The organism is Klebsiella sp. MBT K-1, assembly GCF_002556465.1.
Taxonomy (GTDB): domain Bacteria; phylum Pseudomonadota; class Gammaproteobacteria; order Enterobacterales; family Enterobacteriaceae; genus Klebsiella; species Klebsiella grimontii.
This window is the reverse complement of sequence record NZ_PDEL01000006.1, coordinates 302,149-328,414: the sequence shown is the minus strand read 5'-3', so window position 1 is coordinate 328,414 and position 26,266 is coordinate 302,149. Positions and strand designations below refer to the sequence as shown.

The following is a 26,266-nucleotide window of genomic DNA, read 5'->3' as shown; positions in this document are numbered from 1 at the left end:
GGTTTGGCGATTGATCAGATCGCACAATCCGGGCTGAGTTCCCTTTCAGTGATCTACTATTCCGCGCATCTATTTAGACTCTTGAGCATTTGCCCCTGATAGTTTTAATCCTGTAGAAATAGCTTCAGTTATGTCGAGAACTTGAAATGAGTTATAACCAAACTCTCTCATTGAAGCTGCTGAACGAGAAAATAAATTAGCATTATCAGAAAATGATGTCCCTGTTTTCTGGCTAATGTCCATCAACAAACGCTGAGAATTTGAGAAATCATCGGTTGATTGAGATGCTTGTTTTAATCGGGCATTAACTGAGTTCCATTCATCAGCAAGGGATATTAAATGTCCTGTAGCAAAAGCGCCCGTAAAGGCACCTGCTAAACCCAATGCAGATGACTTAGCCGAATCCAGTTGACCAGTTAATTCTGCAATCGCCCGGCGAGTATCTTTTGACGCTGCCGCGGCCTGACGTCCGCCATTTTGCATTGTCTTATAATAATCTGCCCCCATACGTGAAGCGCGGGCAATCTCGGTCTGAAATGACTGAGAGTTTGCAGAAACTTTTATAATTAGCTCACGCAGGGTTGCCATTTCTATTCCTCAGAAATTAAAACCTCGTCATTCCGAGGCTTTTAGTGTGGTGATAGTTTTTTACGAGGAAGCGGCAAGTAATGCGGCTTCTAAGCCTGCAAAAGGATCGCCGCTGTCGCTTGCCTCGTCCTCTTCTGCGCTCCACTGAATCTGTGCGTCTTCAATGGTAACTTTACCGCCCTGCGCACCGTACATCGCTGAAACCAGCTGAGCATTGAGAATATCGCCACGGATATCACCGATCGGGCTGATACGGTCGTATTCAGCCCACATCCTGAATTCGCCGACCGTCATGGTTTGTCGCAGTTCGCCCAGCGTGCGGCCCATCCGGAGCGCCAGCGCCATCAGGAACTGCATGCCAGGCATTTTTACTTTGCTTTGGCATCATCCGCATCACGAATGAGATCAAGCGCCTGTTTCAACAACCGGGAATGGACAGGGCCATAAATTGCTTCAACCTGTTCGGTATCATTGACGGTGAAAACGTACTGCAAGTCGGTATCCAGCAGAATATCAATGAAGAGTGTGACATCTGCCCGCATCGTGCGGAACGCACGTTCTGAAGGGGTCAGTTCTGGCACCTCTGGCGCTTCCTGCCCTTCCGGTGGTTTTGGTTGTTCCGGACTGGCAATCCCCTGCCAGCGAATCCAGGCTTCAGCCGATGGTTCACGAATGATAACTTTGGCGTTTTCCCACTCTGGAACGGTGACTTCTTTTTTACGGAATCCCGCCATTGGGGCCAGTGCCAGCGCTTTAAGATTCTGTTTTGACATTAAGTTTATCGCCGGTTTCCCGGCGCTCCATTAACTGATGGTGACGGTGCAGTCAGATGAGGTGATAACGTTCGCCGGAGTGGCAGAGTCAGTGACTACACAGGAGTAAACACCGGCATCACCAGAAACTGCACTGGCCTTATTAAACGTTGCGCTGGTCTGCCCGCTGACGGTTGACGAGCCTTTTTTCCAGACGTAGGTATAAGGCGCCGTGCCGCCCTGGACGACTACACCCATTGTCAGGGCGCTTCCGGCTGCTACCGTCTGCGATGCAGGAAGGTCTGTGGCAAAAGACAGTGCCGCAGCAGCATCAATATTGCCAGGCTTGCCTTTCAGACGCAGGGAGAACGTGGCAGCAACGACTCCGTTGGTCTGAGAATCCCAGGTGTGCTGACGTACCTCAGCGCGCCACATGAACCCATTTCCAGACGGGAAAATAACCTTAAATCCATAAATACCGTCGTTATCGTACGCTTTGCGAAGCGCATCCTGCGCCGGGTTGCGGTAGAAGTTACCGGAGAGAGACACTTCCGACGGGGCAGAAAGGCCGTTGATATTTTCCGTTTCTTCGGAGCAGAGCGTTGTCACGTCAATGTCGTTTTTCTGACCAGCGGTAAAGCTGGCCTGTTTTATAGTGCAACTCAGGTTTAACCAGGTTGCCGTATCGAGCTCTGCAGCAGTGACCGGCACTGATGTAATCATTACTACCGTTTTTTGGGCGCGTTCAAATAGTGCTGACATTGCAGCCTCCATAAATGAAAAAACCGCCAGCGGCGGTCAGATTGGATTGGTTCCAGTCAGGCAATGACCGTTATTTCTAGCGTTGCCCGATGCAAGTGGGTTGTAGTGTCGTAGCCGGGGATTTTGGTTACTTCGGAAGGTGAAAGCACTTCAAGCCGGGAAAGGGCCTCAAGCCGCAACGCCCTGGCCTCATCGTTAGTTTCTGCCCACACGTCTACCTGAATGTGCAGCGTCGATTCGGCCTGCCCACAGAACACATCCCCGGCAACATCAGTCGGTATCGAGAAAATGATGTAAGGAGCGGCCACAGCGGGTAAATCGTCGCTGCCAAGCGGCACCACATACGGATAAACCCGCCCGTCTGCCAGTGGCGACAGCAGGTCATAGAGATCATCCTCTGTCATTTCGCCAGCACCTCATCGATCGCCTTGTTCATTCGGTTCATTGCTGCATGTGCGGCTTCTTCCTGTCGTGTATCAAACGCAGGACGCACAAAGGGATGTGCCGGAGCCGTAGCAGTCCCAAGTTCGACAAAGCGCCAGTAAAAAGCATTCCGCTTGTTGCTGGCCTTCATGGTGTTGTCGCTGTTTCCCATTCGCGGATTAACACCACGAATATGCACCCCCGAGGAAATTTCACCGCGACTGCGGCTTTTCTGGGTGACGACAACAACGTTTTTCTTCAGCTTCCCGGTTTTCTCAGGAGCCCTGTCAATCACTTCCTGCCGGAGAACTTCGGCCCCGGCGCGGGTCGAATCCCGGAGGACTTTATTGTTTTCAGCTTTGCTGAGGGTTTGCAGGTCTCGGGCGATATCCTGCAAACCGGAAAAATCCAGATTCACATCAATCATTTTTCGGTCCCCTGTTTGCAGAGAATTTCCAGCCGGGTACCTTTGATATCCGGAACCGGAGGCCCGGTAACGTTAAGAACTGCGCCTTTAAACGGGCCGGTCCGTACCTTCAATCGGGATGTGGCTGAAATATCCCTGCGAAAACGCACCCAGACCCGGATTGTCGCATCAGCATGCTCTACGCCAGCGGCTAACAGCTCACGACCGCTTATCCCCTTAACCTCGGCCCAGATGGTTTTCCCATCTTCCCATTTTTCAACCGGCTGACCGGAAGGTGTTCTGGAGGTTGTGAAGTTCTGAATGGTGACCCGGTGCCGTAATCGTCCTGCCTGCATAAATTCTCCTACAGCGGAATATAGCGGTACGGCTCTATCAGAGAGGTAAAGCCGAAGGGAATGCTGGCCTTGGCCGCATCTGTAGCTTCTTCCCTGTTTTCATACCAGTGCCCAACCAGCAGCATCAATGCCAGTAAAATATCGTCAGCAATCACCAGCCCATCAGGATCGGTTTCCGGCACTTCATCTTCATAAAGATTGCGGTTGATGAAATTCTCCGCCCTACGGCGCGCAGCGCCATAATAGAGCATAAGCGACTCATCTTCCGTTGTGTCGTCGATATCAATCCGACATTGAACCCTTAACTTTTCAATCGTTGTGCTCATCGTTTTTCCCTGGCCCGCAGCGAACTGCGGGCACAAAAAAACCGCCGGAGCGGTGGAGGTTGAAGCTGATTATTGCCTTAGCCGCCAGATTCCGGTTTGCCCACCAGCGCTTTAATTGCCCCGGTATCTTCCAGCACACAGTCGAAGCGATGGAAGGCCAGGAAGCCAGTCTGATCGTACTCAGCGTAACGCTCTACCAGCCGTTTCAACGTCATGTAGGTGACGCGACGAACGATAAAGCGGTTAAAGTCGCCCAAGTAAGCAAATTTGGCACCCGCCGCGATATCAGGAATAGCCTGGTCCACAACATACGGCACCTGCAGAACAGTAGCAGGTGCGCCACCGATAATATTCGGCAACCAGAGAGGACGGCCCTGGCCATCTTCCATCTCTTCCACCAACTGGAGCGTTGCATCGTTAAAAGCAAAGCGAACTTTCGGGCCATTACGATAGGCGGGATCAACAGCATGTTTCAGCGCGTTGAGTTCTTTCCAGGTGAAAGCTGTCGCTGAAGCCGTGTTTTTCGTCCCTGTTACTGAGGACGCCAGTCCTTTCGGCTGTAGCGGTGTACCCGTCCCGGTGCCAAGGACCAGATATTTCGCTTCACCACGGCCAATGCGCGTTGCGATACGTCCGGCAAGAAATGCTTCGATATCGACGCCGCTGTCCTGCAGCAATTCATTCGACACTCGGATGATTTTGGAAGAAAGTTTCTTTGCTCCCAGAGTCGCGCCGCCGAAAGATACATCTTCTTCACTGGTTTCGGTGTTTTCGCCAAGCAGTTCACCTTCTTCAGCGGTACCGTCAGAAGTTGCCCAGTCGATATCCTGTCCGTTTGAGGTATTCAGGATTTGGGCCACACTGGCAATACCACCGTAATCTTTCAGTGCATCGACAATCTTATTGCGAAACTGGGTTGGTACGGTGTACCCCCCTTTTTCATCCGGCGTCGTACCCTGAGCACGCAGCTCCTTTAAAGCCTGGCGTTCTTCAGCGCTCATCTCGCCAAGACCACGGCGTAAAAACGCATTAAACGCCGCTGCCCTGCGCTCATTTGCCTGCGCTTCCGGGTTTGCTGGATCACGGTTCTGTTGCTGCCGCTGTTCCGGCTCATTTTCATCGATATAGTCCTGATCCTGGCGACGCAGTTCCTCTTCGCGTGCAATACGCTCATCAAGGGAATCAAGCTCTGATTTTGCAGCGTTCCACTGGGTACGCTGCTCATCAGTCCAGGGCGTATCACCAATTTTGTCATGGAGTGCGCGCATATCTTTGGCGATGGTGTTACGTTTTTGCTTCATTTCATGCAGTTTCATGGTATTTCCTTACGCGTTAAGAAGGGTCAGCAGGCGCTCACGCGCCATTCGTTGAGTAATGGCGTTCTTTAGCGCACCGCCGTCGCGCGCCTCCTGCCAGGCTTTCATCGATCGGACGCCGGAATCGGCCTCCTGATATGCGGGATAGGTCACCGGACTGACATCAAACAGCCGGGAAAACTTCGATATTTCACGAATGACTACCCCTTCGTCATCCTCGTACCAGTGCTCGCCATCACGGGCGACGCGAAAGGCAAAGGACGATTGGTTAATGTCACCGCGCAACATCGGTGCCAGAACCAGATCGTGGATAGTTTGCGTATCCGGCGCTGTAATGTCGTAACGCAGGCCGCGCTCATCGACAGACAGCGAAAGTGTTCCGGCGGCGCTGCGTCCGAGAATAAAATTGGGATCATGGTTAAACAGCCCACGTACATCATCATTCAGCACATCGTCAAAGGCTCCGGGCTTGATGATTTCACGGAATCCCCAGAGAGGTTCAGAGCGACTGTTAAACACCGATCCGTAACCCAGAATGCGGGTCGGTTCATCGGTGCGTTGTTCCGCGCGAACCTCCCCGCTATAGCAGCGCGTTTCACGGTCATTCATTGGTTTTTTCCTCGTCGGTTTTTGGCGCCTTAAAATCGTCTGCCGGGTTAGCCGCGTTAACGCTCACCAGCATTTCATCCAGGCCGTCTACCGGGTTCATATCTTCGAAGGCTCGCGCCTCGTTGCGGCTCATCCAGCCATCAGTGATCGCAAAGTGGTAGAACTGAGCACGCTCCTGCGGGGTTCCGCGTAGCAGGCCAGTCAGGTTAAACCGGACGTAATACCCGGCGGCCAGTTCTGCACGGGTAAACAGGCGGCGATTGAGTTCCTGCTCCCAGTTCGTCACCCACGGCATGATCGTGTAGCGGACAAACTGAATGGCCTGCTGCGTAATGTTTGAGAAAGTGGCTTTTTCGAGATCGTTAATCATGTGTGCCGGAACGTTGAATATTCCTGCAATCATCGACCGGTTCAGCTTCGACATATCAATGATCTGGGCATCAACCGGGGAAACGGTGAGCGCTTTGTAGTCCAGCTCTGCCGGGAGAAGCATCGTTTTATTCTCCTGGCTGCGCAAAGCGGCAGTGGCCTTTTGCCACATGCTTTTTAATCGCCCCCAACTTTCGTCGTTAAGCTGGTTTTTTACCGAAATAATACCCGCTGGCCGCGCATTACCGTTGAAGAATGAACTGGTGTATGCCTGCCCGCTCATCCCCATACCGATTGTCTCGGCATGCTGCATGATTGGACTGAGCCCCATTTTCTGATTATTCCCCAGCGCCCTGATATGCACCATATCGTCAGGGTTGACGGCAAACGCCCCCTCTTCGTTGTAGACACCATAGGTGTAGCGGCCGCCTGTGTTAAGCAACGTTGTTTCCCAGGGCATACAGCATTCCAGCCCGGAAACCTCTCCACGGCGGGAACGCTTAACCCAGGTGTAACCATTACCCCAGCCCAGAATGTGACGCTGCTTTAACTCGCGCCATTTATAGCTGGTCTGCCACATGTTCGGTTCATCGTGAAGCAGGTAAAACACACCGTGATCGCGTGCTGCTTCAACCTTGTTATTGGTTTTCCGCATAACATGCAGTGGCATCTGAGCGATATTCGAAGAGATAACGTAAATACAGGCATACACCGCAGCCAGCTTCATCGCCGTTTCCGGGCTGACAAACACGTCACGGGCAAAAATGTTATCGGTTTCTGCCGATTCACCCGTGATCAGCGTGGCGGGGTTTTCCAGTGGTTCACTACGGAACAGGGCATCAAGCAGCATTTTTCCCCCTCATTGCCGCCACCAGCGCATAAAGCAGTAGCAGGCTACCGGACATCATCAGAGACGGCGCCAGCCCGAACTGCAGATATACGCCTGCAGCGAGCGAACCAAACCCGGTAAGCCCGATAGCATCAGTGATTAAAGTTTTCATAGAAGTAAAAGGTCTTCGTCAGGGTCGATAGTGGACAGGAAGTCAACTTCACCACCTCCATTAACAAGCAAGCGACTCATCGCAATAAACATCGCGACAGGTCCATCAATTTTGTTTTCAGGCGTGGCCTTGTTGGGGAAAATATTCTCGTTTTTGTCTGGTTTGACGGTGACGTTGGACATCATCCAGGTCATCACCGGGTTGCCGTCGTGATGAAAACGTCCGGCGTAAATTTTCGCCTCGACTTCCTTCATTGCTTCAGACAAGTTTTTTACCGTCTGAGGAACTTCGACGATCGGTACTCCTTCAGCTGCTACCGACAAAGCAAACTGAGTGGCACTCCACGGGTCGTATGCAAACTCGTTCAGCGAGTCTCCGCGCGCCCATTCAATGGTTTCCTCTTTAATCACTGTATGGTCAACGACATCACCATCGGTAAATTCAAGGAATCCAGCAAGGTTCCATTTTTTGTAAAGGTCTGCCTGCTGCTTAGAACAGGCTTCCAGCCGCCCTTCAGGTATCCAGAATCGGGAGCGGACATAAACATCGCCATTTGGAGCGAGCCAGACTTTAACCGCAGCTGAAATATCAATTTTGTTGGAAAGGTCAACGCCAAGCCACATTGACCAGCTGGCAGAAGTTGAAACTTCCCATGAATCACGGCATTTTTCCCATCGAGCCATGTCCATCCATGCTTTTTCACCCTGTACCCAGATATTGAGATGCTTGGTAAAAAAACCGACACGTGCCGCGACCTGCTCTTTTGCCTTTTTGGCAAGACGGCGCATGTCGTCCCATCGCTTACAAACACCCAGACCGGGATTAGCTTTCGGCCAGTTTGCCTCGTCGAAAGGATCGTCCCCCTCATCCAGGGTATAAATCAGCGCAAAATAGCTGTCATCCTTAATTGAAAGTGGGTCAGGGTTATCAAAATTCTTCAGAACCTTGATCGCATAATCACGTTGCTCGTAGCAGATACCTTCTTTATTAAAACCCGCAGTAGTGATTGCAAAAATAAGGGACTGCAGGCGCGCCCCGGTCGCCGTTTCCAGAACTTCCCAGACGTCACGGGTTTTATGTGCGTGCAGCTCATCAACGATCCCGCAGTGAATATTCAGGCCGTCGAGGTTATTCGCATCACTGGCTACAGGTTCGAATTTTGAGCCCGTCCGCTCCTGGTGAATATTCAGCTTGTTACTACCAAACAACCGGCCCAGTGTTTTCGGTGCCAGCCTAATCATGCGCTTCGCATCATCAAACACGATGCGGGCCTGATCCCGGGTTGTTGCGGCGGAATAAACCTCAGAACCACCCTCACCGTCTGCACCTGTCATATAAAGCCCGATGCCAGACGAAAGCGTTGATTTGGCATTTTTACGCGCCACCTCGTCATAGGCGGTACGAAAGCGACGCACAAACATGGGGTCGCCATCGTCGTCAAGAATGCTCTCAAACGTTATTTCATCTATCAGCGGGACGACAAAACCAAAAAGGTTAATCAGGATGAAGGTATGCCAGTCCATCAACTCGATCGGCTTGCCGGTCAAGTGCCCCTTCACATGGGGGACGAAGTTATAAAAATCGAGAACGTGCTGGGCGCAGCTTTCATCAAAATAAACACCGCGCTCCGGGCCGTGCTCTAAATCATGAAAGAACCGCTGGCACGCAAGACGCACCAGTTCGCCAGCAACGATATCGCCAGATACCACGCGCTCGGCGTAGCGGAATCCATCTGCAACGGTTGCCATTCATCATTTGCGCTTTTTAAGAAATTCTTCCAGTGGGTCGGCTTCTGCCGGGCCTTTTGCACCAACCTTTGATCGGCTGGCAGGTGTCATGCCGAATTCACTCAGCATCGCTCTGATTCGTTTCCACGCATCAGCCTTCATGACTGCTGCGGGGTGAGGTTTTATCATTCTGATTTCCCGCTCCCCTCCTTCGTCTGAATCTTCTTCGCTGTAGACGGCATAGGTGTAACCTTCCCGATCAAGCGTGTCGCAGTGATGCCGGTATTCAACATAGGCTTCTATCAACAACTCCAGCGCTTTAGCATCCAGCGTGGTCAATACGCCGACTGCATCAAGTTCATCACCGATACGCTTGAACCAGTACTTACCCTGCTTATCAAAATGTTTCGGTATTGGGGGGACCCCTGACGGGGGTTTTGGCTCGTTCTTATTGATCGGGCGTTTGGATGGGTTCCCCTTCACTAAAGCCAGATGTGTCGGGGTTTTCGGTGGTCCTGGCATAATCGAAAACTCCTATTAATCATCGGATGGGGGACCCCAAAAAAAAGTTTTCTAACCTGCGGCGGTGTGAAAAAAGGTTAGGCGGCGGTCCTTTGGGCCTTTGCCATCAGGGATTTTACCCGCCCCCTCCCTGTTGTCATCCAAATGGGAATTGATATCATTTGAAACGTTCACGCCCGGTTTTCGTTCTGTGACAGGGCCAGCACAGGCTTTCAAGATTCGAATCATCATCGGTACCCCCATGAGCCTTAGCCTTGATATGGTCAACGGTCTTAGCTGCTACCGCACGACCGTTGCGCAGACAGTTCTGACACAGGTGATTATCACGCTTAAGGATGCGGGCACGCTTAATATCCCACTGGCTACCATAGCCGCGCTCATGCCTGCTCTTACCCTGCTGATGCTGTTGCCAGCCTTCATTGCGGTGTTTCTCGCAGTAGCCTGAGCGGTCGGTTGTTGTGCCTGCGCATCCACGCTTACGGCATGTTCGGGGAATTAGTGCGGGCATGATTAAGTCCTTATGAGATTTGCATTATCACAGGCACTCAGTGAATGCCTGCTGTAATGCCTTAGCTGTTTGCTTCAGCGCTGGTATCGAAGAGCGGCAGCGCTTCAGTTGCTTCCTGTACTGCTTTCATCGTCTTTGCCACCACTTCAGTCTCTGATGTGACACGGCTGTATTGCTGGATGAATAACTGGTACTTGAGCGGACTATCCTGAACAAACTCTACAGCGACTTTTGCGGCGGCAGTGTCATAGTTCAGGGTGGATAGCAGGTTCAGGCGAATCTGCTGGGCGTCGGTGATTTCGACCATGTCGTACCTCTATGCGATGTGGGGAGCATTATCGAAGCAACTATCCAAAGTGTCTTCTGTAATGCCATGAAAAAAGCCACCCGAGGGTGGCCTTTGTTATGGCTATTACAAGCCGACAACAAAAAGATTGAGAAGAGTTATATCAGAAATGTTGTCAGTAGGGTCCAAACAAGTTTACACCATTACTCTGTAGCGGTTTAACTTCAATCAAATCAGATATTCTTTGCTGTATGTCAGTATCATTTTTATTGTTTTCCGCCCATAATTCAACAGCCTTGCAAACGTCTTCACAGAATATATCGATTTGCAACTGAAGATCTCCGTTTACTATGCACATGTGAACCACTCCTGAACTGGCAAGAGGAGGAGTCATGTTAATCGCACCTCGTTCACGTCTAGCCATGCCAGTATGAAGGCAAGCACACCTGAACTTGTAGCAATCATCAGCGGTAAATCTTAAAGCACGCTCCCTAACTGATTTTTTCTGATGCTCAATATGCTCTGCAAATCGAGCATCTTCCATCATCCTCCGCGCTGTTTCAGGAGCATATAAAAGTCTAAGCTCCCAGTCAGTTTCTATATCATATTTGTCTTTAAGATAATTATTAAACCAACGCCTGTACCTTTCACCGACGTTTCCTGTTCCCGGCGTTTCTAAACTACCGCAAACATCAGGCATGGCTAGAGCCATGAAAATAGCTGCAAACCAATTTTTATCATTTACCGATTTTCTTATCGAATCAACAAAACGCTGCATACGATCCCCGCAAGTCAATATTTGGTGATTGTTTATAGCACTGAAGAAAGACAATATTCACCTAATGATAAAAAAATTTTTTACTGTGTTGTAAAGCTCCCTATTTGAATATCCTTACTGTATGGTAGTAAGTTAAGCAAAATCTGTACGTTAAGCTAACAACATTACTATCTAGGACTAAGTGATCGTCATCTCAAACATTGTGTACGGATATAGCCCTGTAGGTAGCTCACTTGCCGTTTGATGATATTGATTCGCTCTCTGAGGGTGAAATAATACCGCTCAGCGGAGTCAGTAAGTCGGGGGCCGGAAGCATCGCCCACGCCGCCGGTTGTGGTCGCTCCGTTCGCGGGGCATCTGGCGTTGAGCTGCAGCCGACGTTTGCCAGAAGCAACATCACGTTCAAGCTGATCGATAGTGGCTTTAGCATCTGCGAGTTCTCCAGTGTATTTGGCATCCAGCGCAGCAACATCACGCTGGCGGGTCTGCATGTCAGTGATGGTGTCTTTCGCAAGGCTGAGTTGCTCAGTCGCTTTATCGCGCTGCCTTTTGAACTCAGTTGCGTTGCTGTTGTAGTGACTGGCCAGCCAGCCGAGGCTGACTATTAGGCAGATCACCACGGCGCTGATAACTGCGATTAGGCGGCTCATGGTTGTACTTCTGCTACAACGCCGCCAGCGGCTTTGAATTTTGCGATCAGATTGTCAGCCTTATGTTCAAACTGTCCGTAGCCAGCGCCTGGTAATGAGGCCCAGATATTGCTGCAGCGGTCGATTGCCTGCCGGATGTTGCCGTTATCAATGAGTGGCAAAGCTCCACGTTCTTTAATCTGCTGCAGGGCAACCTGGTCCTGAGACGCCGGAGAGAAGTCTTTCAGACCAAGTTGCTTGCGATAAGCATCCCACCACTTTGACAAGAGCTGGTAGCGCCCCGCCGCGGTTGATTTGATACCCAGCTTAGGTAGGCTCACCAACTTGCGAGGATGGTTGCTGTAATCAGTAAAGAGTGAGCCGCCGACGATGACGTCATACCCTTTATTTTTGGTGGATTGGCCAGGCTTGTCTGTGCCTTCCGACCAGGCGAGCATGTCTAAAAACGCCCTTCGTTGCTTATTAATTTCCTGCATTTCCTATACCGCCTTGTTATCGTCGGTACCAAACCAGCGCGCAGCTAACCCGGCGCTGATACCAGCCGCCCGTTGAAATTGTGATTGGTTCATCAGTGCCTCAGTGCATCAATCAGACGCGCTATATTCCCCCTGAACCAGAGAACCGCGCCGCAGATAAGAATGTTCGCCACCACAACCAGCCAGTGGGATGAATCGTACAGACCAAACAGGAAACGGAAAGGGATGCTGGCGTAAACCAGCACAGTGAAGTAAGCCATCAGCGATATCATGGGGCGGTGTCTTGACCCGTCGCGCCGGTAGAACATCAACGCAACAACAATTACAGCGCATATCACCGCATTGATGATTGCGCTCGGATCACTTGTTACCATTGCTTGTCCCTCCTCCACGTAAGCGAGAGAGAATCCCAAACAGGCTACCCAGGTCCTGGCTGTTTACGAAAGTCAGCAGCTTAATAGCTATGGCGGCAACGATTACGGCACCGAGCGCATCAAGTGGCCTGTCGCTATACCCCGTCCATTTTGAGAAGTACGAACCCAGCAGAGGAGCACCAATCACACCGAATATGAATGAAGTAATGAAATAGCCCACCAGCTTTATGCGGCTAATATTCACCGCCGTTGCGACATAGAACACCGCGCCAGCAAACGCACCAAATACCACGCCGTAATCAATACCAGTTGCCAGGCCGAATAGGCTGGCGCCGAACAGTCCACCAGCCGCTATCGTTGTGGCAGAAACAGGATCGGACATTTAGCCCCCTCTATTGCTGTGAGTCCTCTCATGAACGAGGGGAATAAAAAAAGCCCGCTATGAGAGCGGGCTGAAAAAGTTGGCTTTCGAGGAGTAACGATAAAGAAAGGTTCCTGATAGTCCGAGCTACCGATTTACCAGAAAAACATTCCCTTTTATGTCGTTACTGTAATTAACCATAGTCTGCCAAAGAGAATGAGTAAACCCAACAAGGTGTTCGGTTTACTTACTTGCGATTAGACGTGGTGCCGGGTGCCTCCCGGTGAGCATGCCCCAACAGACATTACTCGCGTGGTATTCACAGGGCTTTCGCTCTATTAGTTGGACGCCCCTCCGCATAGGGGGATTCACCACGCCCGAAATTTAACATCTGAAGAAAATCGTTTCAATCCTCTACGACGATGTGACAGGGGTACTGATGCAATGCATCTCGCGAATACCCCTGTCGTATCGCCGGAAAGCAAAAAACTCGCGCTGGCGGGGTTTTGATGATTAGGCTGTGTGTCGAAGTGACCACTCCTAACAGATTACGATAGTTTTTGCGTACGCGTTAGTGATTTTCCTATGATTATCTGTATTCTGTGATTGTTTCTCTTTCGCAAAGGACGCTTTTTAATGACACAGCAGACCGAAGACCTTCCAGTTACTGAAATCGAAATAGCTTATGGCGGCGAGGCTTACGCTGATAACCAAATAGATGCAAAAACATTGGGTGAAGCATTAACGTCTCTGAGTACGCTTATTGAACATGCCGAAAAGATAATTAATGGCGAAACTTCCGAACCAAAAGTAAACATTAAAGCAACAAAAGAGGGCTCGTTTACATTGCTGGTGGCGGTCATGGGTAGTATCAAAACCATAAACGCTTTAGGTCTTGTAGCAGCAGCAGGCGCCGCATCTGGAGGTGTTCTCGGGATCATTGAATGGCTGAAAGGACGAAAAATCAGCTCAATTGTTGTTGATGAACAAAAAGAAACAGCTGAAATCGAAGTAGATGGCGAGAAGATTGAATGTAGTAACGACATCCAAAAATTGATCACAAGCCCGATCATCCGAAAAGAACTGGATAAATTAATCTATAAGCCTCTGCAAACTGACAAGCCTTCTACGTTCGCTGTTTCGCAACGTGACCACAACGTAGTCAAGGTGACCCAGATTGAAGCAAGCAGCTTTAAAGTTGCAAAATCCACCTTTGTTGAGAAAACGCACGTTAAGACACGTGAAGCGAACGTACACTTTGCTAATGTGCGTTTCAAACAGGGTAAAAGCTGGGACATCATTCTACCTAACGGAGATGAAGTCAGTGCTTCAATGAAAGATGAGGCTTTCCTTGAACGAGTTGAACACAATCAAGCAGCATTTTGTAAAGACGACCTTTTTGTGGTGGAACTCACGGAAACCACCAAAGAAACAAATGGCGAGCTTTCTAAGCCGCGTTATAGTATAACAAAAGTCATTCGTCATAGAGCAGCAGCAGACAGGAAACTACTTTAACTAATGTCAATCCTAAGCATAATGCTTTACATCACTGTGTTCATGGTCGTCGCTCTGACGGCAAGATATGCTGTGCTTAGGTTTTTGGTTTGGATAAAGCCGAATGCATACATTGAGTTAACGTACACCGATCCTGAAGGAAAGACGTCCAAAAGGAAAGTTAGCGTTAAAGACAAAAATGATGCAGAGCAATTGGCGTTACTCCTCCGCGAGCTGAAAACGCGTAATGAAGCAGCTACGGGAAGGTGAATGACTAACGCTAAATCCTATCTCGCGATGCAAGCATGGTTTACAACTCTGATTACTGCAGGGTTGAATTACCTCTTCGATTGGCTTCCTCATCTAGCTTTTTTCAAATCATTAGCGCCTGGGGCAGCTGTTGGGCTATCTCATGTAGTCATCCTTATCATTGCTTACATCGGGTTGCCTTCGCTTACTGATGTTCGAATGAAGAGGGAGATCAAAACAGCCAGAGAACTTATTAAGAGCTGCCTGGCCAATCCAAACCTAACTCAAGAGCAAGTTAATCACTATAATGAATGTCTAATAGATCTTGACAATAAGCTTTTGAAAAAAATAAATATTCGTATTGATGCCTTAACTGAAGCAGACGCGAAAGATGAAGCTAAAGAGTAGGTTTTATCACTTAAGACAGAATCAAATACAAACACCCATCGATAAACCCCATTGCAGTCTGCAATTCCTTCCTGATGGTACCATCAGAACACTTCCGCTTCTTCGCGATGGTTCTTAATGAGATGCCGATAACAAAATGAGCAATAATCAGCTCATGTTCTTCAGGCTTATACTTACGCAATCGCGCTATACATCCATCAATCATGATCCCTTCATCATCGTCACATTGTAGGCGTGATTTTTTTCCATGTGGCAGCAGTCCTTTAAATCCGGCTGCAATTGGTTGCCAGTCCACACCGCTACTATCGGCAGCAGCCCATGCGCCCCAGCGGTCTAATACTTCATACATATCACGCATTAACTTATCTCCACTAAATTAAGCCAGTACGCCAATTGCCAGCGAACGATCCAGAAATCGAAACAGCAGCTCCAGCTGTGAGCCATATTTCTGTTCAAATGCCACGGTGTCAGCGTGCAACTCTTCGTGGTGCGCTCTGCAAAGCGGCAACACAAACAGGTCGTGCGCTTTCGTTCCCATTCCACCTTGTCCGTGGCCTATCAGGTGATGGGGGTCATCTGCTGGTTTATTACAGCAGGCACACTGCTGGGTCTTAACCCAACTGGTGTAATTCTCGTTTATCCAGCGTCGACGCTTTGGCCGAAGCATGAATGATTCCGGCGTTTCAGTATCCACTTTCAGCGCCAGTATCTTTTTTTGGACTAATTCGGTTGCAGCAAACTCTGGCTGTAAATCAATTTCTTTCATCACTGACTGGTGCCTGACTTCAGGCAATCGCATCGCTTTTCTTGCCAGCGTTTCCGGTATGACGTGCGACAGATCGTTAATTACCAGCCACCAGCACAACTCCGGAATTGTTAGTACATGGTCCTCATTAAATCCCAGTCTGGAGCGTATGACTGATATCAGCCAGGATACCAGGTTTTTACGCGCAATGCCTGCCAGTTCCTGTGTGAATTGGTCCCTGACTAGATTGTCACAACCCCAGCAAAGGCGAATGCTTCCAGGTTCATGTCGGAAGAGTGTGAAATTCTCACTATGCCAGGTTGCATGCGGATACTGACATTCGAAAGTACGCTCAAGCTCGGCTTCAAGGCCTACTAATCCGCCAGCACGGATCAGCACATCCTTATTTTCAAAGATAGGCAATACCGTTGGGTCACCTTCCAGCGGCTGTGTTGCTGGAGGGATAGCTCCAGTCTGATATTCAGCGTAACGCTCTGGCTCAGGCTCAATCAGTACACGTCCTCGCCTGAACAATGGCATAAGCTCAGTACCTGGGCGAAGAAGAACAACGCCCATGCGTGGGGCAATCTCAGGAGTTAGTAGTGCTCTCATATCATCTCCACGTCAGGCTACTGCATGAAAACGTCTGATGGTGATTTCTACTTTCCCTTTCTTCACGATGTTCCCCCACTCCACCAGCATACGTTTCACCTGGCTGTCGTCCTCCCAGACACCGGTTTGAGTCAGCGCGTCGAACAGCGCTTTGTTGTAGTTGTCAATATCACGACGGCGCTGATCCGGCGGATACAGAACAATATGAACTTCCGCCAGCTCACTTGATGGTCTTGGGACCGCCCGTAACTGTTCGATAATTGCCGCCCTGGCTGCTTTCTGGAACTTGCGACCAGTCTCGCTAACCAGATGCCGTCCCTTCAGTGGCCCTTTGCTGGGAGCGCGCCAGTAACTGTTTACGCTTGGTGGAAATGGCAGTGTCAGTTTCATAAAGCCCTCTTAGAGGATCGCCACGACATCCCGAGCGACTTCCCGCGTGGTGCCATTGCAGGAGATCGAACGACGCGCTTTGATAAATTCCAGATTAAAACCATGCTCCCGGTACAGGTCCACTACCCTGGGGGCTGATGAGTTTGAAATGACAACCCTCGCGCCACGTTCGTGCGCTTCTACGCAGTGCTTAGCCAGCAATACCTGATCATCCCAGTTAAAACCACCAGCGGCATACGCGGTAAACCCTGCAGTGCCAGGCATCGGTTCGTAAGGGGGATCGCAATACACAACGTCACCTTTTCCCGCAAGGCCGATAGTCCGGCGATAACCGGATGTCATGAATACGCAGTTGTGAGACATATCTGCGAAAGCCTTCATCTCCTGAAACGGGAAATAGGGAGCTTTGTATTTTCCCCAGCCAACGTTGAACTGATGGGCCAGGTTGTAACGCATCAGCCCATTGAAGCAATGCCGGTTGAGATACAAGAATGCAGCTGCACGCTCGGCTGCATCCAGTGTCTGCGCGTTGAATTCCCTCCTGATCAGTTCATAACCTTCAGGATTGCCCATTTTCTCGAACATCCAGCGGGCTTTGTTTTCAACCACGTCAGGCACGACAGCCAGCAGTTGATACAGATGGATAAGGTCGGGGTTAACATCTGCCAGCAGGAAATCCGCATGTTTATCGCTGTTCAGGAATACAGATCCGCCACCCACGAATGGTTCAATCAGTCGTAAACCTTCAGGGATATACCTGAACAGATCGTTAAGTTGGGTGTATTTACCACCTGCCCACTTCAGAAATGGCTTGCTCATCCTCTGAACCCCGCTGGTATGCCAGAATAATCAACATCATCATGCGTCGGCTTAAATGCCCGATCTTCTCTTGCAGAACCAGCACTCAGTGATGCCGATAGTTTCAGCGACAGCTCATCCCATTTCTCACGCAGCTTTGATGGGCTAAGGATGTTCTTGCACCAGAATGTGTCCTGGTTAGCACGCTTAAACAGCGAGCAGATTTGTTTATGTGTGCGTCCATCGATGGATACCATCAAGCGAACTTCGTTGGCCCAGGCAGTCCAGTTCGGTTCTTTAGGACGAACAACCTCTCCGTCAGATTCTGCCGCCCGCTCGTACATCCCGATGATTTTTCCCCATATGAATTCTGCACAGGTTAAATCGTCCTGAGTTCCCCACTGGCGTTTTGCTGTGCTATACACAACCGCGTCAGGATGTCGGACAGCAAAATCATCCAAATGACTTTCAGTGTCTGGTTGCGGAGCGACCGGACAAGAAGGAGTTTTATTATCTGTAGTACTCTCTGTTGTATTCTCTGTAGGATCATCGTGCCAATTTGACCTGATGACAGCGGGTCGTATTGACCTGGTGGAGCGTTTCATATTGACCTCGTCCATCGTGTCATTTTGACCTGATGGAACAGCGCATTTTGACCCCTTCGATTTAGTCACTTTGACTTCATCTAAAAGCTCACTCTCGTAATTGATCGTGTAGTAGTTGGTCATGTCGCGCTGCGACTTGTTTAGCTGCTCGATTTTGAGTACGCCCAGGCTCTTCAGGCGGGTGAATGTGCGCTTCAGCGTTGACTCAGACCAGAACGGGAATTGCTCCAGCCATTGCTCAGTGGTGTTGTAGATCCAACGCACACCGTCACGCTCAAGCCCGGAGGTTGTCTCCTTCAGCCAGTAGTTAACCTGCTGCAACGCTATGGCTTCATTCAGGCCAATGCTGTATGCAAGGTCAGGATTGATGACTATCGGCCTTGATGGCATTAACAGGCTCATAAGACCCCTCTATTTCCCTGAATTTTCGTCTGAACTGCTCAAGGGGGCTGAAGCACTCATGCTCGTACCCTTCACGCAGGTATATAACGCGCTGTGTCTGGGGCTCCCAGCGGATGACCTGGACCGGGACACCGTAGTGATCTCTGAACCATCGGTTAAGTTCTCGCATACGCTCCCCGCCTGACCGTTAAAGTCCCCTACCACCCACTGAGCAAACTGGTAGCAGATAGGCTCAAACCCGCCTGGTACTCTTACCCCATACACGAACTGCACCGGACCAGCTCCACCAGGAACCGGACGCGCTATAAGTTGCGACCTGCGGTACTGTGTTGGTAAACTGTTCATGCGTTAGTAATCTCCACTGATAACGACACGCCACGACGCCAGAGGCTGCAACCTGCTGGCGTCACTTCTTTTTGCGTGCAAACAACGTGATAATTGCCGCGATTTCTTCTTCACGCGCTGCCAGGTGGCGGCGGTGATGCACCATGATTTCTTCAGCTTCATGTCTTTCGATAACCCCATCTTCAAGCGCCTGTTCGATAATCTGATCCACTTGCCCTCTTGCTGCTGAAGTACGCATTGCGCGGCTAAACAAATCCACGCGGTCCAGTTCTTCCAGGTGCGGCACATCCACCAGCAGAGCACCACGACGGCGGGCAAAATATTCAGCCAGGTGAGATGTATTCGAGATGTCCTCCATCGCTTCCAGTTCAGATACTTCAAAGAAACGACAGCCGTTTTTCTCGTAGAGGTTGTTGTTGAACTGGGTTAAGGTCATCCCTAATGCACCAGCCATCGCTTCACGACCGCCGGGATAGGCTTTGCACATTGCCTTTACGACTTCTTTCAGAGTTGTCATTTAAATCAGAGCCCCTTTTGTCCTAGTGCCTTTCTTTTTGCCGTACTTGAGAATCGTTCTGGCCTAGTCCAGACAGTCATCAAAGATATTTCTGCGTTTGGTAGTTATCTTCGATGAGCGCCGGTAGTACGAGATAGCCTCTCCCCCCCTGCTCAGCCTGTTCTGCTGAATAACCATCAGTCAGGAGTGCCTTAACAACATTGTTTTTTATGAACTGTTCCGGGTTCATACCTACCCCTTTGAAATTCGGTTTGTAGTTACAGATTTGATGCAGTGAGGTTAACCTTCTGTATTCCAACACCACGCAAATAGGCCCAGTCGATGTCAGGGCGAAGCTCCTCACATGTCACTGTTCCACCAGTAGCTTTTTCTATGCCCAGGCACCGCTCAGCGGGTATTTGCCTAGTCCCCTTAGTCCATTGATTAACTGTTGGTGATGTGACTCCTAGGTTCCGGGATAAAGCAGCCTGTCCACCAACAATTCGGCAGGCTTCCCTGATTGCTTCAAGGCTATTTTTTTGTTTCATGAATGGAGTTCCTATGATTTCAACACAGATACATATTAGGCTAAGCCTAATGATCATTCAATAGGAATTGCCTAAGTGAATTGTTATGAGGATTATTAGGCAATGCTTAGCGGTAAAGAATTGGGCCGAGCCATCGAGCAGGCCATAGACAAGAAACTTTCAGCGGGTTCTGCCAAGAGTAAGGCGGAAATTGCACGTCATTTCAAAATCAAACCTCCATCAATCCACGATTGGATCAATAAGGGCTCAATATCTAAGGAAAAACTACCCGAACTTTGGAATTACTTTTCTGATGTTGTCGGCCCTGAACACTGGGGATTACCAGGATATCCGATTACTGGGTATAGCCGAGAAGCAACATCAACCGAGGTCACTTTCAAAGAAGGCTCTATTGACGAACTATACAAACACGCTTCTGAAGAAAAAAAAGCTATTGTTGATTTGATCCTTCTCGAAAAAGGACAGGAGTTTCCCGCATGGGCTGATGCCGATGCGAGAGCGTACATAGACTCACTTGAACTGAAGGTAAGGAGATGGTTAGAGCAAAAGGATAATGGGAAAAAACAGACGAAAGCCAGAGCTTAGGCTTATATGGTCTAATGGAGAGTACCTATGATTCCATCTATGCGAAAAAGCTTAGGATCTGATTCACTTGCATATCTCAATCCCTGTGGGGATTGGCTCTTGTAAAGCCCATCCGGGATTAAGATTTGCTTTGATTTAAATGTGGGTTTTCATTTTTGCATGGAGGATGCATGGAAAACTTTAAATCGCGTCTTAAAAATCATATCGAACATGTTAAAAATGTTAGAGAGCACTGCACTACTGAAGAAACCACAAAGCAGGCTTTGATACTTCCTTTTTTGGACATACTAGGCTTTAACGCTTACGACCCACAAAAGGTTAAGGCTGAATACGGGGCTGACTTCCCTGGGGTCAAATCTGGAGAGCGTGTGGATTATGCCCTGTTCTGCCAAGGGGTTCCTGTTATGTTTATAGAGGCAAAAGGTTGTAAAGAGAAGATGGACAACCATTGCCCTCAATTATCCCGGTATTTTAACTCCACTCCCGAAGTTACAATATCAGCAATTACTAATGGTATTGAATGGCGTTTCTTTACGGATCTTAATGAAAAAAACATTATGGATTCTACCCCGTTCCTGCGGATTATGATGGATGACATTAAAGACTCTGACGCCGAGCAACTATTTAGATTCAGACATGATAAATTCAAACCTGAAGCCCTGAGGACGCTTGCGGAAGAGAGCGTTTATATCTCTGCATTTGTAAAAGTTGTGAGTACCAGCCTCCGGGAGGTAGACCATGAATTTGTCAGGTATGTTGCCGGGCGCGCTAATATAGGCCGCCAATTAAATCAGAGGTTTATAGAAACAATCACCCCTTTAGTTAGACAGGCTGTTGAGAGGTCTGTAAGTGAAATGGTGGTGTCAGGGCTGTCATCGAGGACATCATCATCTCCGGCAATTGAGCCCTCCAATGATGCAGTTGAAAATATTGTTGTTGACGAACGAGCTGACGTTGTAGACGCAGAAAATCCGAACATAGTAACAACCTACAATGAGCGGATTATATACGAGAAAATTACCTCTATTACTGGTCCCGAGTACGACCTCCAAGCTAAGGACACAGAGTCATATTATTCTATTCTTTTCCAAGGTAAAACAAATCGCTGGTTAATTCGTTACTACGATAAGAAAAACCGCTCGTCCATACAATTACCCATTAATATAAGCGAAATCACTGGGAATGAAATAAAAAGAGCTGGGCTTGAATTTGATAATAATAGAATTTTCATTGATAATCCTGAGGATGTATTAAGGATTTCAGGTTTAATACTTGATTCTTTACAATATGTCCAAAATGATGAGAACTTCAGAAAACGTCGATCATAATATCAATACAGACCTAAAATTTATTTCTTTACATCCCGCTCAGGCGGGATTTTTTTGTTCATAAACCACACTCATTAGGCTATGCCTATTGACAAGATGATAGGCAAAGCCTACCATTATGTCACCAGATATGCTGAGTGTAATCTTGGTGGTGCCAGTTTCCCTTTGTTTCTGGTACCGCCCTTTTTACACAAGACACAAGAGCATCACCGAGTAACGGGCCCATCACCCAATCCGCTCGGGCGGATTTGCAGCCGCAGGTGCTCTTCTGTGTTGTGTGGAGATAACTAACCAATCCTTTGCAGAGGACATAGAAATGAAATTATCAAAGTTACGTAACGCCATTGTCTATCGGGCTACTTTGCCCAGTATTGAATCGGTTGAAGGGCACCTGCAGGAATTGCCCTACTCTGAACTTACAGAAACGGAATTCGCGCGGGCTTCCTTCGTCCCTAATCCGATTACCGGAGAGCTGGTTACGCCAATTACTGGCGGTTATGCAATCGTGGTTCGCCGCGATGAGAAAATAATCCCCCAGCACGTCGTAATGAAAGAAGCCAATGAGCGCATCCAGCGCATCGAAAATGCGAGTGGTGAGAAACTGAAGCGCGCTGACCGTAACAACATTATTCAGGATGCTAAGGTTCAGCTCTGCAAACAGGCATTCATCAAGTCGTCTCTGTTCCTGGTCCTGTATAACACTGAAGAAAATCTGCTGATCATTAACTCCGCCAATAAAAATATTGCCAATTTAGTCGGGGCGATGCTGGTTAAAGTGATCGGCTCAGTAAAAACAGTCACGATCAACATAAGTGATATCAAAAACGGACTGACAACGCGCCTTAAAAACCATCTGGACGGCGAAGAATCAGCCTTTGCCGGGTTTGAGGTCGGTGATTATGTCCAGCTATCCCGCCTGGCAGAACAGAAAGAAGTTATTCGCTACTCTGCGGAACACACTTCCGTTACCAATGAAATTCTGGAGAGCCTGAACACAGGTTTTATCGTCGATAACATGGAATTAAGAGGCTGTGGCGTCTCTTTTCTGCTTACAGATAAGTTCCATTTCCGGCGGATCGATACCAAGGATAATGATTATTCTGATGATGACGACAAAGCCTACCGCTGGCGTCACCAGGCAGGTACGGACATGTTCCAGTTCTGTAAAGTAATTAACCAGCTTTGTGATCTGCTCGCCTACAAAGAGCCCGAAGAACAAAAACCAGCAGCCTGATTAGAACAGCAGCAATTACCCCATTCTCATGGGTTGGGTTGCTGCACCCTAAAGCGCGTTGCAGCGCGTCAGTTGGAGAAAAACATAATGGCAAAAACAGCACAGCAGTTAATTAAAGATGCCTTTGAGGCAGCTAAAACAATGCCTCCTGCTACTGCAGAACTTCTTAAAGATTTGGCAACTATGCTCGATGTTTCGAACGTTACTCTTCGCCAGGCACGTAAAGAACGTGACGCCATGAAAGAAGAAGTTATTTCCTGGGCTAAAGAATGCGATCGCATTGTTGAACGTCACACCAAAACCCGCAGCAATATGCACGTCTTAGAAGCTATGCGCGATATGAAGAATATCTCGGCTGCTTCCACCAGTGATGTGGAGGCTGTCTGATGTCTAAAAATTCAGTAGATGTATACGGCGCCAGCGGAAAGACAAACGCACTCAAGTTTGATCCTGAAAATCTGCACCTGGTCACCGATAAGACCCACCCTCTCTACGATGAGCGGGTCCACCTGCCGATCGACGAAGGGATGGTGCTGAACATTAAGGAGTTGGGTGTACTGGAGCCGATTATCGTCTGGAAAGACCCTGAAACAGGGCTCACATGCGTTGTTGTAGGCCGCCAGCGCGTTAAACATACCATTGAGGCAAATAAACTCCTTCTTAAAGAAGGCAAAGACCCACTGTTTGTTCCTGGAGTCGTTAAACGCGGGTCAGCAAATCAGATGGCTAAATACATGGTCAGCGAAAACGAAATTCGCCGACCTGATACACCGCTTGGCCGGGCTAAAAAAATGTCAGATGCGCTCGACCGCGGGCTCGATGAGGACGACATTGCGGTGTTGTTTGGCTGCAGCGTTCAGACCGTTCGAGCAACACTCTCCCTCCTCGATGCTACCCAGGCCGTCCGGGAAGCGGTGGAGTCTGGCACAGTTACCGTTACCCAAGCCCGCCAGCTTGGCACGCTTCCCCCTGAAGAGCAGCGGGAAAAAGTGAAAGAGATTGAATCTGCGACCGCGGGGACTACCGGCCATGAAAAAGCCAGGCGTCAGCGCGCTGTGCTTGGCGAAACTAAGCCGCGTCTCAAAACACGCAAAGAAATTACCAAAGCCCTTGAAAATGCCAGCGGTGAATATGCCGCCGCATTGCGCTGGGTGCTCAATGAGGAGCCCCTCCAATGAAAGAGCACGGGATGATTTTTAATGGCGAAATGGCACGCGCCATTCTCGACGGCCGGAAGACGCAGACACGGCGGATCATAAAAAATCAGCGTCAGGGTGAAAGTTGGAGTGTCCAGTCAGCAAAGAATCCTCTCGTTCTAAAACATACCCATGACTGGTGGTTGGCGAATGCGACAAAGCCCTATTCTGCTTTAATTTGCCCGTTCGGTGCAGTTGGCGACCGTATCTGGGTGCGGGAAACATGGGCGACCCTGGGCAACGAAGACGGCTGTTATGTCGATTGGGAAGACAATCTTTGCAAAGGAGATGAGCGCTCAGCGGCAAGGATTTACCGCGCCAGCTGCGAACAGCGGCCGGGTGATTATGGCCTGTGGTCTATCCCCGATGACGCCTACTGGAAACCGCATACCAAAGATCACAAGTTCGAAGGTGCATGGCGACCATCGATTCACATGCCGCGCTGGGCCAGCCGTATCACCTTGGAAATAACCTGTGTGCGCGTGGAGCGGTTGAACGCTATCAGTGAGCACGATGCTCAGGCCGAAGGAGTAGCGAAGCTACGAGGGGGATTCTGGCAGCACTATCAGCCAGGCTGGACGCAACATCAATTGAGCGCCCGCGGCTCATTCGTAACCCTCTGGAAATCTATCTACGGCGAAGAATCTTGGAATTCCAATCCATGGGTTTGGGTTATTGAGTTCAAACGGATTGAGGAGCGTGCAGCATGACTGATATCACCGAACTGGCGCAGAGCCTGAAAGCGGCGGCGATCGATGCCAAAGAGCTCGCCATTATCGCCCGGTATTCGAAAGGTCGTGCGGCGGCGGAGAAATTTTACGCCCTGGCTAACCCAAACAATGTCATCGCACTGGTAGAGGCGCTGGAGAAGGCGCAGCAGCGTATTGATGAACTGGAGAATGACGAAGTTCGTCAACGGCTGGCTAACGCAGAGCATCAACTCCAGATAGCTGAACTGGCTAAGCATAACCTCAAAGCTAGCCGCAAAGCCCAGTTCCGCAAGCGTAGAGCGGCCGAGAAACGCATCGCCGAGCTGGAATCTCGCACCGTGAAGCTGCCAGAGGTACGAATCACTGTAGCCGAATCTCGACGCAGAAATATGACGTGGCGTGAACTGGGGGCTTACATCGAAGGTGCCGATGTTGCTGCTGAGAGAATCGGTAAGGTCCTAACCGCGCAGGGCATCAAGGTGGAGGCTGAGTGATGGCACTGACACACGATGAGCTTTGCCAGATAGCTTATCAATTCCTTAAGCGGAACGGCTTCAAAGTCTGCTTTCACGATCGCTTTGTTGCTGTAACCAGCACAGGTGAGCAGCCAGACGCCATGGGGTTCAGGAATTTCGCTTCCTGTCTGATAGAGGCTAAGTGCTCACGCGCCGACCTGCTCGCAGACAGGAAAAAACGTTTCCGGCTACGCCCCGAACTTGGCATGGGTGACTGGCGGTTCTTTATCAGCGAGCCGGGGATTATCTCTGTCGAAGACCTTCCGCCTGGCTGGGGTTTGTTGCATGTGGTTAATGGAAAGGTTCGAAAGGTTCACGGATGGCCACAGGGAAACTGTTGCTGGGGAAGCGCAGAGGTTAAGCCATTCACCGGCAATAAGCAGGTCGAATGCGATTACATGCTTTCAGCCCTGCGCAGGATGGAGCTGAGAGGGCATCTAAACGAAATTTATGACGGCGTGATAGTGAACCGGGCAGCAGAAGGAGCCAACCATGACCAAATCAACCATAACCAGAGAGCAGTTAATTGAAAAGGCGCAAGAGCAAATTGCGTTTTGCCGTCACACGACGATAACGGGTGAAGGCCGCGCCCATGTAAACCAATGTGCGGCGTTATTTGAAATCGCACTGACAGCACTAACCGCGCCAGATGATGTGCCTCGCCTGGTAATGAATGGAATCTGCGATATGAGCGACGGCGGCGTTGATGCGCAAGGGATATGGAAGCTGTGTAAGGCAGAAATCACCGGGAGATTGATTAAATGACCAATAAGACGATAGTCGCGGTTGTTATAGCGCTATACGCTGCGGTAACGCGCGCTTTGAAGTAGAGCGTTTGCTCGCCGCTGCCCCGCAGGAGGTGAAGTGAGAACAAACAAATTAAAGCGCCGTCGCTGGCGGCGTATCCGTGATGATTTGGCCTGGTATAAGGAGGAAGCAAAAGACCTGCATAACAGGCTAATGGAATTAGCCGATGAAGTGGCAAAGCTTCGGAGTCAGATTCTTACCGTACCTAT

Annotated in this window: 40 protein-coding genes and 1 pseudogene; 11 read left to right on the top strand and 30 right to left on the bottom strand. The window is 49.6% G+C overall.

The annotated features are described in order from the left end of the window. Nucleotides 1-87: 87 nt before the first annotated feature. From CMQ96_RS11520 to CMQ96_RS11425, 21 genes and pseudogenes are all read right to left on the bottom strand, one after another. A pseudogene (locus tag CMQ96_RS11520) lies at nt 88-588 on the bottom strand (tape measure protein); the annotation flags it as partial. A 60-nt stretch (nt 589-648) separates the two neighbouring features. Beyond that, nucleotides 649-954: a DUF4035 domain-containing protein gene (locus tag CMQ96_RS11515; protein ID WP_098066850.1), complete on the bottom strand. Its 306-nt coding sequence runs from the start codon at nt 952-954 to the stop codon at nt 649-651. 2 nt (nt 955-956) lie between these two features. Next, on the bottom strand, nt 957-1,361 hold the full coding sequence (locus CMQ96_RS11510) for a phage tail assembly chaperone (RefSeq protein WP_049131797.1): 405 nt from the start codon (nt 1,359-1,361) through the stop codon (nt 957-959). A gap of 30 nt (nt 1,362-1,391) precedes the next feature. Continuing rightward, nucleotides 1,392-2,102: an immunoglobulin domain-containing protein gene (locus CMQ96_RS11505; protein WP_098066849.1), complete on the bottom strand. Its 711-nt coding sequence runs from the start codon at nt 2,100-2,102 to the stop codon at nt 1,392-1,394. Nucleotides 2,103-2,158: 56 nt separating this feature from the next. After that, nucleotides 2,159-2,506 carry a DUF3168 domain-containing protein gene (locus tag CMQ96_RS11500; protein WP_098066848.1) on the bottom strand — a complete coding sequence of 116 codons (348 nt, stop codon included), beginning with the start codon at nt 2,504-2,506 and terminating at the stop codon, nt 2,159-2,161. After that, a complete protein-coding gene (locus tag CMQ96_RS11495) occupies nt 2,503-2,952 on the bottom strand; it encodes an HK97-gp10 family putative phage morphogenesis protein (RefSeq protein ID WP_098066847.1) in 450 nt (149 codons plus the stop codon). Before CMQ96_RS11495 ends, CMQ96_RS11500 begins: the two co-directional genes overlap by 4 nt. Next, nucleotides 2,949-3,287, bottom strand: coding sequence for a phage head closure protein (locus CMQ96_RS11490; RefSeq protein ID WP_004884319.1), 339 nt, complete (start codon nt 3,285-3,287; stop codon nt 2,949-2,951). The genes CMQ96_RS11495 and CMQ96_RS11490 overlap by 4 nt, the downstream gene beginning before the upstream one ends. A gap of 8 nt (nt 3,288-3,295) precedes the next feature. Next, complete coding sequence (locus CMQ96_RS11485; RefSeq protein ID WP_098066846.1) at nt 3,296-3,613, bottom strand: head-tail connector protein; 318 nt, start codon at nt 3,611-3,613, stop codon at nt 3,296-3,298. A gap of 77 nt (nt 3,614-3,690) precedes the next feature. Continuing rightward, complete coding sequence (locus CMQ96_RS11480) at nt 3,691-4,929, bottom strand: phage major capsid protein (protein ID WP_098066845.1); 1,239 nt, start codon at nt 4,927-4,929, stop codon at nt 3,691-3,693. A gap of 9 nt (nt 4,930-4,938) precedes the next feature. Then, nucleotides 4,939-5,538 carry an HK97 family phage prohead protease gene (locus tag CMQ96_RS11475; protein ID WP_098066844.1) on the bottom strand — a complete coding sequence of 200 codons (600 nt, stop codon included), beginning with the start codon at nt 5,536-5,538 and terminating at the stop codon, nt 4,939-4,941. Further along, nucleotides 5,531-6,757, bottom strand: coding sequence for a phage portal protein (locus CMQ96_RS11470; protein WP_098066843.1), 1,227 nt, complete (start codon nt 6,755-6,757; stop codon nt 5,531-5,533). Before CMQ96_RS11470 ends, CMQ96_RS11475 begins: the two co-directional genes overlap by 8 nt. Beyond that, nucleotides 6,747-6,908 carry a hypothetical protein gene (locus tag CMQ96_RS28655; protein WP_163584205.1) on the bottom strand — a complete coding sequence of 54 codons (162 nt, stop codon included), beginning with the start codon at nt 6,906-6,908 and terminating at the stop codon, nt 6,747-6,749. The genes CMQ96_RS11470 and CMQ96_RS28655 overlap by 11 nt, the downstream gene beginning before the upstream one ends. Continuing rightward, nucleotides 6,905-8,656 (bottom strand): terminase large subunit, encoded by a 1,752-nt coding sequence (locus CMQ96_RS11465; RefSeq protein WP_098066842.1) that lies wholly within the window; start codon nt 8,654-8,656, stop codon nt 6,905-6,907. Before CMQ96_RS11465 ends, CMQ96_RS28655 begins: the two co-directional genes overlap by 4 nt. A gap of 3 nt (nt 8,657-8,659) precedes the next feature. After that, the gene (locus CMQ96_RS11460) at nt 8,660-9,157 is read right to left on the bottom strand and encodes a phage terminase small subunit P27 family (RefSeq protein WP_047720924.1); all 498 of its coding nucleotides are present in this window, start codon (nt 9,155-9,157) and stop codon (nt 8,660-8,662) included. Between the two features lie 157 nt (nt 9,158-9,314). Next, nucleotides 9,315-9,665 (bottom strand): HNH endonuclease, encoded by a 351-nt coding sequence (locus CMQ96_RS11455; protein WP_098066841.1) that lies wholly within the window; start codon nt 9,663-9,665, stop codon nt 9,315-9,317. A gap of 61 nt (nt 9,666-9,726) precedes the next feature. Next, nucleotides 9,727-9,972: a DUF2560 family protein gene (locus CMQ96_RS11450; protein ID WP_064374419.1), complete on the bottom strand. Its 246-nt coding sequence runs from the start codon at nt 9,970-9,972 to the stop codon at nt 9,727-9,729. Nucleotides 9,973-10,126: 154 nt separating this feature from the next. After that, a complete protein-coding gene (locus CMQ96_RS28335; RefSeq protein ID WP_141522383.1) occupies nt 10,127-10,729 on the bottom strand; it encodes a hypothetical protein in 603 nt (200 codons plus the stop codon). Between the two features lie 188 nt (nt 10,730-10,917). Further along, entirely contained in the window at nt 10,918-11,379 is a 462-nt protein-coding gene (locus CMQ96_RS11440; RefSeq protein WP_098066839.1) for a lysis protein, read from the bottom strand. After that, on the bottom strand, nt 11,376-11,855 hold the full coding sequence (locus CMQ96_RS11435; RefSeq protein ID WP_098066838.1) for a glycoside hydrolase family protein: 480 nt from the start codon (nt 11,853-11,855) through the stop codon (nt 11,376-11,378). The genes CMQ96_RS11440 and CMQ96_RS11435 overlap by 4 nt, the downstream gene beginning before the upstream one ends. Nucleotides 11,856-11,947: 92 nt before the next feature. Beyond that, complete coding sequence (locus CMQ96_RS11430; RefSeq protein ID WP_098066837.1) at nt 11,948-12,229, bottom strand: phage holin family protein; 282 nt, start codon at nt 12,227-12,229, stop codon at nt 11,948-11,950. Then, a complete protein-coding gene (locus tag CMQ96_RS11425) occupies nt 12,216-12,611 on the bottom strand; it encodes a phage holin family protein (RefSeq protein WP_049106553.1) in 396 nt (131 codons plus the stop codon). The genes CMQ96_RS11430 and CMQ96_RS11425 overlap by 14 nt, the downstream gene beginning before the upstream one ends. A gap of 615 nt (nt 12,612-13,226) precedes the next feature. Here CMQ96_RS11425 and CMQ96_RS11420 point away from each other — a divergent pair. Next, nucleotides 13,227-14,105 (top strand): hypothetical protein, encoded by an 879-nt coding sequence (locus tag CMQ96_RS11420; RefSeq protein ID WP_098066836.1) that lies wholly within the window; start codon nt 13,227-13,229, stop codon nt 14,103-14,105. A 249-nt stretch (nt 14,106-14,354) separates the two neighbouring features. Continuing rightward, complete coding sequence (locus CMQ96_RS11410; protein WP_098066834.1) at nt 14,355-14,741, top strand: hypothetical protein; 387 nt, start codon at nt 14,355-14,357, stop codon at nt 14,739-14,741. A gap of 10 nt (nt 14,742-14,751) precedes the next feature. Here CMQ96_RS11410 and CMQ96_RS11405 read toward each other — a convergent pair whose 3' ends face one another. From CMQ96_RS11405 to CMQ96_RS11365, 9 genes are all read right to left on the bottom strand, one after another. After that, nucleotides 14,752-15,099, bottom strand: a complete 348-nt coding sequence (locus CMQ96_RS11405) for an antiterminator Q family protein (RefSeq protein WP_098066833.1) — start codon at nt 15,097-15,099, stop codon at nt 14,752-14,754. 18 nt (nt 15,100-15,117) lie between these two features. Continuing rightward, nucleotides 15,118-16,098: a DUF968 domain-containing protein gene (locus tag CMQ96_RS11400; RefSeq protein WP_098066832.1), complete on the bottom strand. Its 981-nt coding sequence runs from the start codon at nt 16,096-16,098 to the stop codon at nt 15,118-15,120. Between the two features lie 12 nt (nt 16,099-16,110). Continuing rightward, nucleotides 16,111-16,488, bottom strand: coding sequence for a RusA family crossover junction endodeoxyribonuclease (locus CMQ96_RS11395; RefSeq protein ID WP_098066831.1), 378 nt, complete (start codon nt 16,486-16,488; stop codon nt 16,111-16,113). 9 nt (nt 16,489-16,497) lie between these two features. Next, nucleotides 16,498-17,307 (bottom strand): Dam family site-specific DNA-(adenine-N6)-methyltransferase, encoded by an 810-nt coding sequence (locus CMQ96_RS11390; protein ID WP_098066830.1) that lies wholly within the window; start codon nt 17,305-17,307, stop codon nt 16,498-16,500. After that, nucleotides 17,304-18,293, bottom strand: a complete 990-nt coding sequence (locus CMQ96_RS11385; protein WP_098066829.1) for a hypothetical protein — start codon at nt 18,291-18,293, stop codon at nt 17,304-17,306. Before CMQ96_RS11385 ends, CMQ96_RS11390 begins: the two co-directional genes overlap by 4 nt. Then, nucleotides 18,250-18,462 carry a DUF4222 domain-containing protein gene (locus CMQ96_RS11380; protein WP_098066828.1) on the bottom strand — a complete coding sequence of 71 codons (213 nt, stop codon included), beginning with the start codon at nt 18,460-18,462 and terminating at the stop codon, nt 18,250-18,252. Before CMQ96_RS11380 ends, CMQ96_RS11385 begins: the two co-directional genes overlap by 44 nt. Nucleotides 18,463-18,699: 237 nt before the next feature. Further along, nucleotides 18,700-19,155 carry a YmfL family putative regulatory protein gene (locus tag CMQ96_RS11370; protein WP_032742105.1) on the bottom strand — a complete coding sequence of 152 codons (456 nt, stop codon included), beginning with the start codon at nt 19,153-19,155 and terminating at the stop codon, nt 18,700-18,702. A 79-nt stretch (nt 19,156-19,234) separates the two neighbouring features. After that, a complete protein-coding gene (locus CMQ96_RS28650) occupies nt 19,235-19,384 on the bottom strand; it encodes a hypothetical protein (protein ID WP_171016410.1) in 150 nt (49 codons plus the stop codon). Nucleotides 19,385-19,412: 28 nt separating this feature from the next. Further along, nucleotides 19,413-19,682 (bottom strand): helix-turn-helix domain-containing protein, encoded by a 270-nt coding sequence (locus CMQ96_RS11365; protein WP_071845047.1) that lies wholly within the window; start codon nt 19,680-19,682, stop codon nt 19,413-19,415. A gap of 102 nt (nt 19,683-19,784) precedes the next feature. On the opposite strand from CMQ96_RS11365, the gene CMQ96_RS11360 reads away from it, so the two are divergent. The 9 genes from CMQ96_RS11360 (at nt 19,785) to CMQ96_RS28645 (ending at nt 26,015) form a co-directional block, all read left to right on the top strand. Next, nucleotides 19,785-20,267 (top strand): hypothetical protein, encoded by a 483-nt coding sequence (locus CMQ96_RS11360; protein WP_098066827.1) that lies wholly within the window; start codon nt 19,785-19,787, stop codon nt 20,265-20,267. A gap of 170 nt (nt 20,268-20,437) precedes the next feature. Further along, on the top strand, nt 20,438-21,595 hold the full coding sequence (locus CMQ96_RS11355; protein WP_098066826.1) for a type I restriction endonuclease: 1,158 nt from the start codon (nt 20,438-20,440) through the stop codon (nt 21,593-21,595). Nucleotides 21,596-21,911: 316 nt separating this feature from the next. Beyond that, complete coding sequence (gene rdgC, locus CMQ96_RS11350) at nt 21,912-22,829, top strand: recombination-associated protein RdgC (protein WP_098066825.1); 918 nt, start codon at nt 21,912-21,914, stop codon at nt 22,827-22,829. Nucleotides 22,830-22,916: 87 nt separating this feature from the next. Next, entirely contained in the window at nt 22,917-23,216 is a 300-nt protein-coding gene (locus CMQ96_RS11345) for a hypothetical protein (RefSeq protein ID WP_098066824.1), read from the top strand. Next, nucleotides 23,216-24,007 (top strand): ParB/RepB/Spo0J family partition protein, encoded by a 792-nt coding sequence (locus CMQ96_RS11340; protein WP_098066823.1) that lies wholly within the window; start codon nt 23,216-23,218, stop codon nt 24,005-24,007. The genes CMQ96_RS11345 and CMQ96_RS11340 overlap by 1 nt, the downstream gene beginning before the upstream one ends. Next, nucleotides 24,004-24,735, top strand: coding sequence for a hypothetical protein (locus tag CMQ96_RS11335; protein WP_098066822.1), 732 nt, complete (start codon nt 24,004-24,006; stop codon nt 24,733-24,735). The genes CMQ96_RS11340 and CMQ96_RS11335 overlap by 4 nt, the downstream gene beginning before the upstream one ends. Beyond that, nucleotides 24,732-25,229: an ead/Ea22-like family protein gene (locus tag CMQ96_RS11330; RefSeq protein ID WP_098066821.1), complete on the top strand. Its 498-nt coding sequence runs from the start codon at nt 24,732-24,734 to the stop codon at nt 25,227-25,229. The genes CMQ96_RS11335 and CMQ96_RS11330 overlap by 4 nt, the downstream gene beginning before the upstream one ends. After that, nucleotides 25,229-25,780 (top strand): hypothetical protein, encoded by a 552-nt coding sequence (locus CMQ96_RS11325; RefSeq protein WP_098066820.1) that lies wholly within the window; start codon nt 25,229-25,231, stop codon nt 25,778-25,780. Before CMQ96_RS11330 ends, CMQ96_RS11325 begins: the two co-directional genes overlap by 1 nt. After that, entirely contained in the window at nt 25,743-26,015 is a 273-nt protein-coding gene (locus tag CMQ96_RS28645; protein ID WP_098066819.1) for a hypothetical protein, read from the top strand. Before CMQ96_RS11325 ends, CMQ96_RS28645 begins: the two co-directional genes overlap by 38 nt. Nucleotides 26,016-26,266 lie beyond the last annotated feature (251 nt).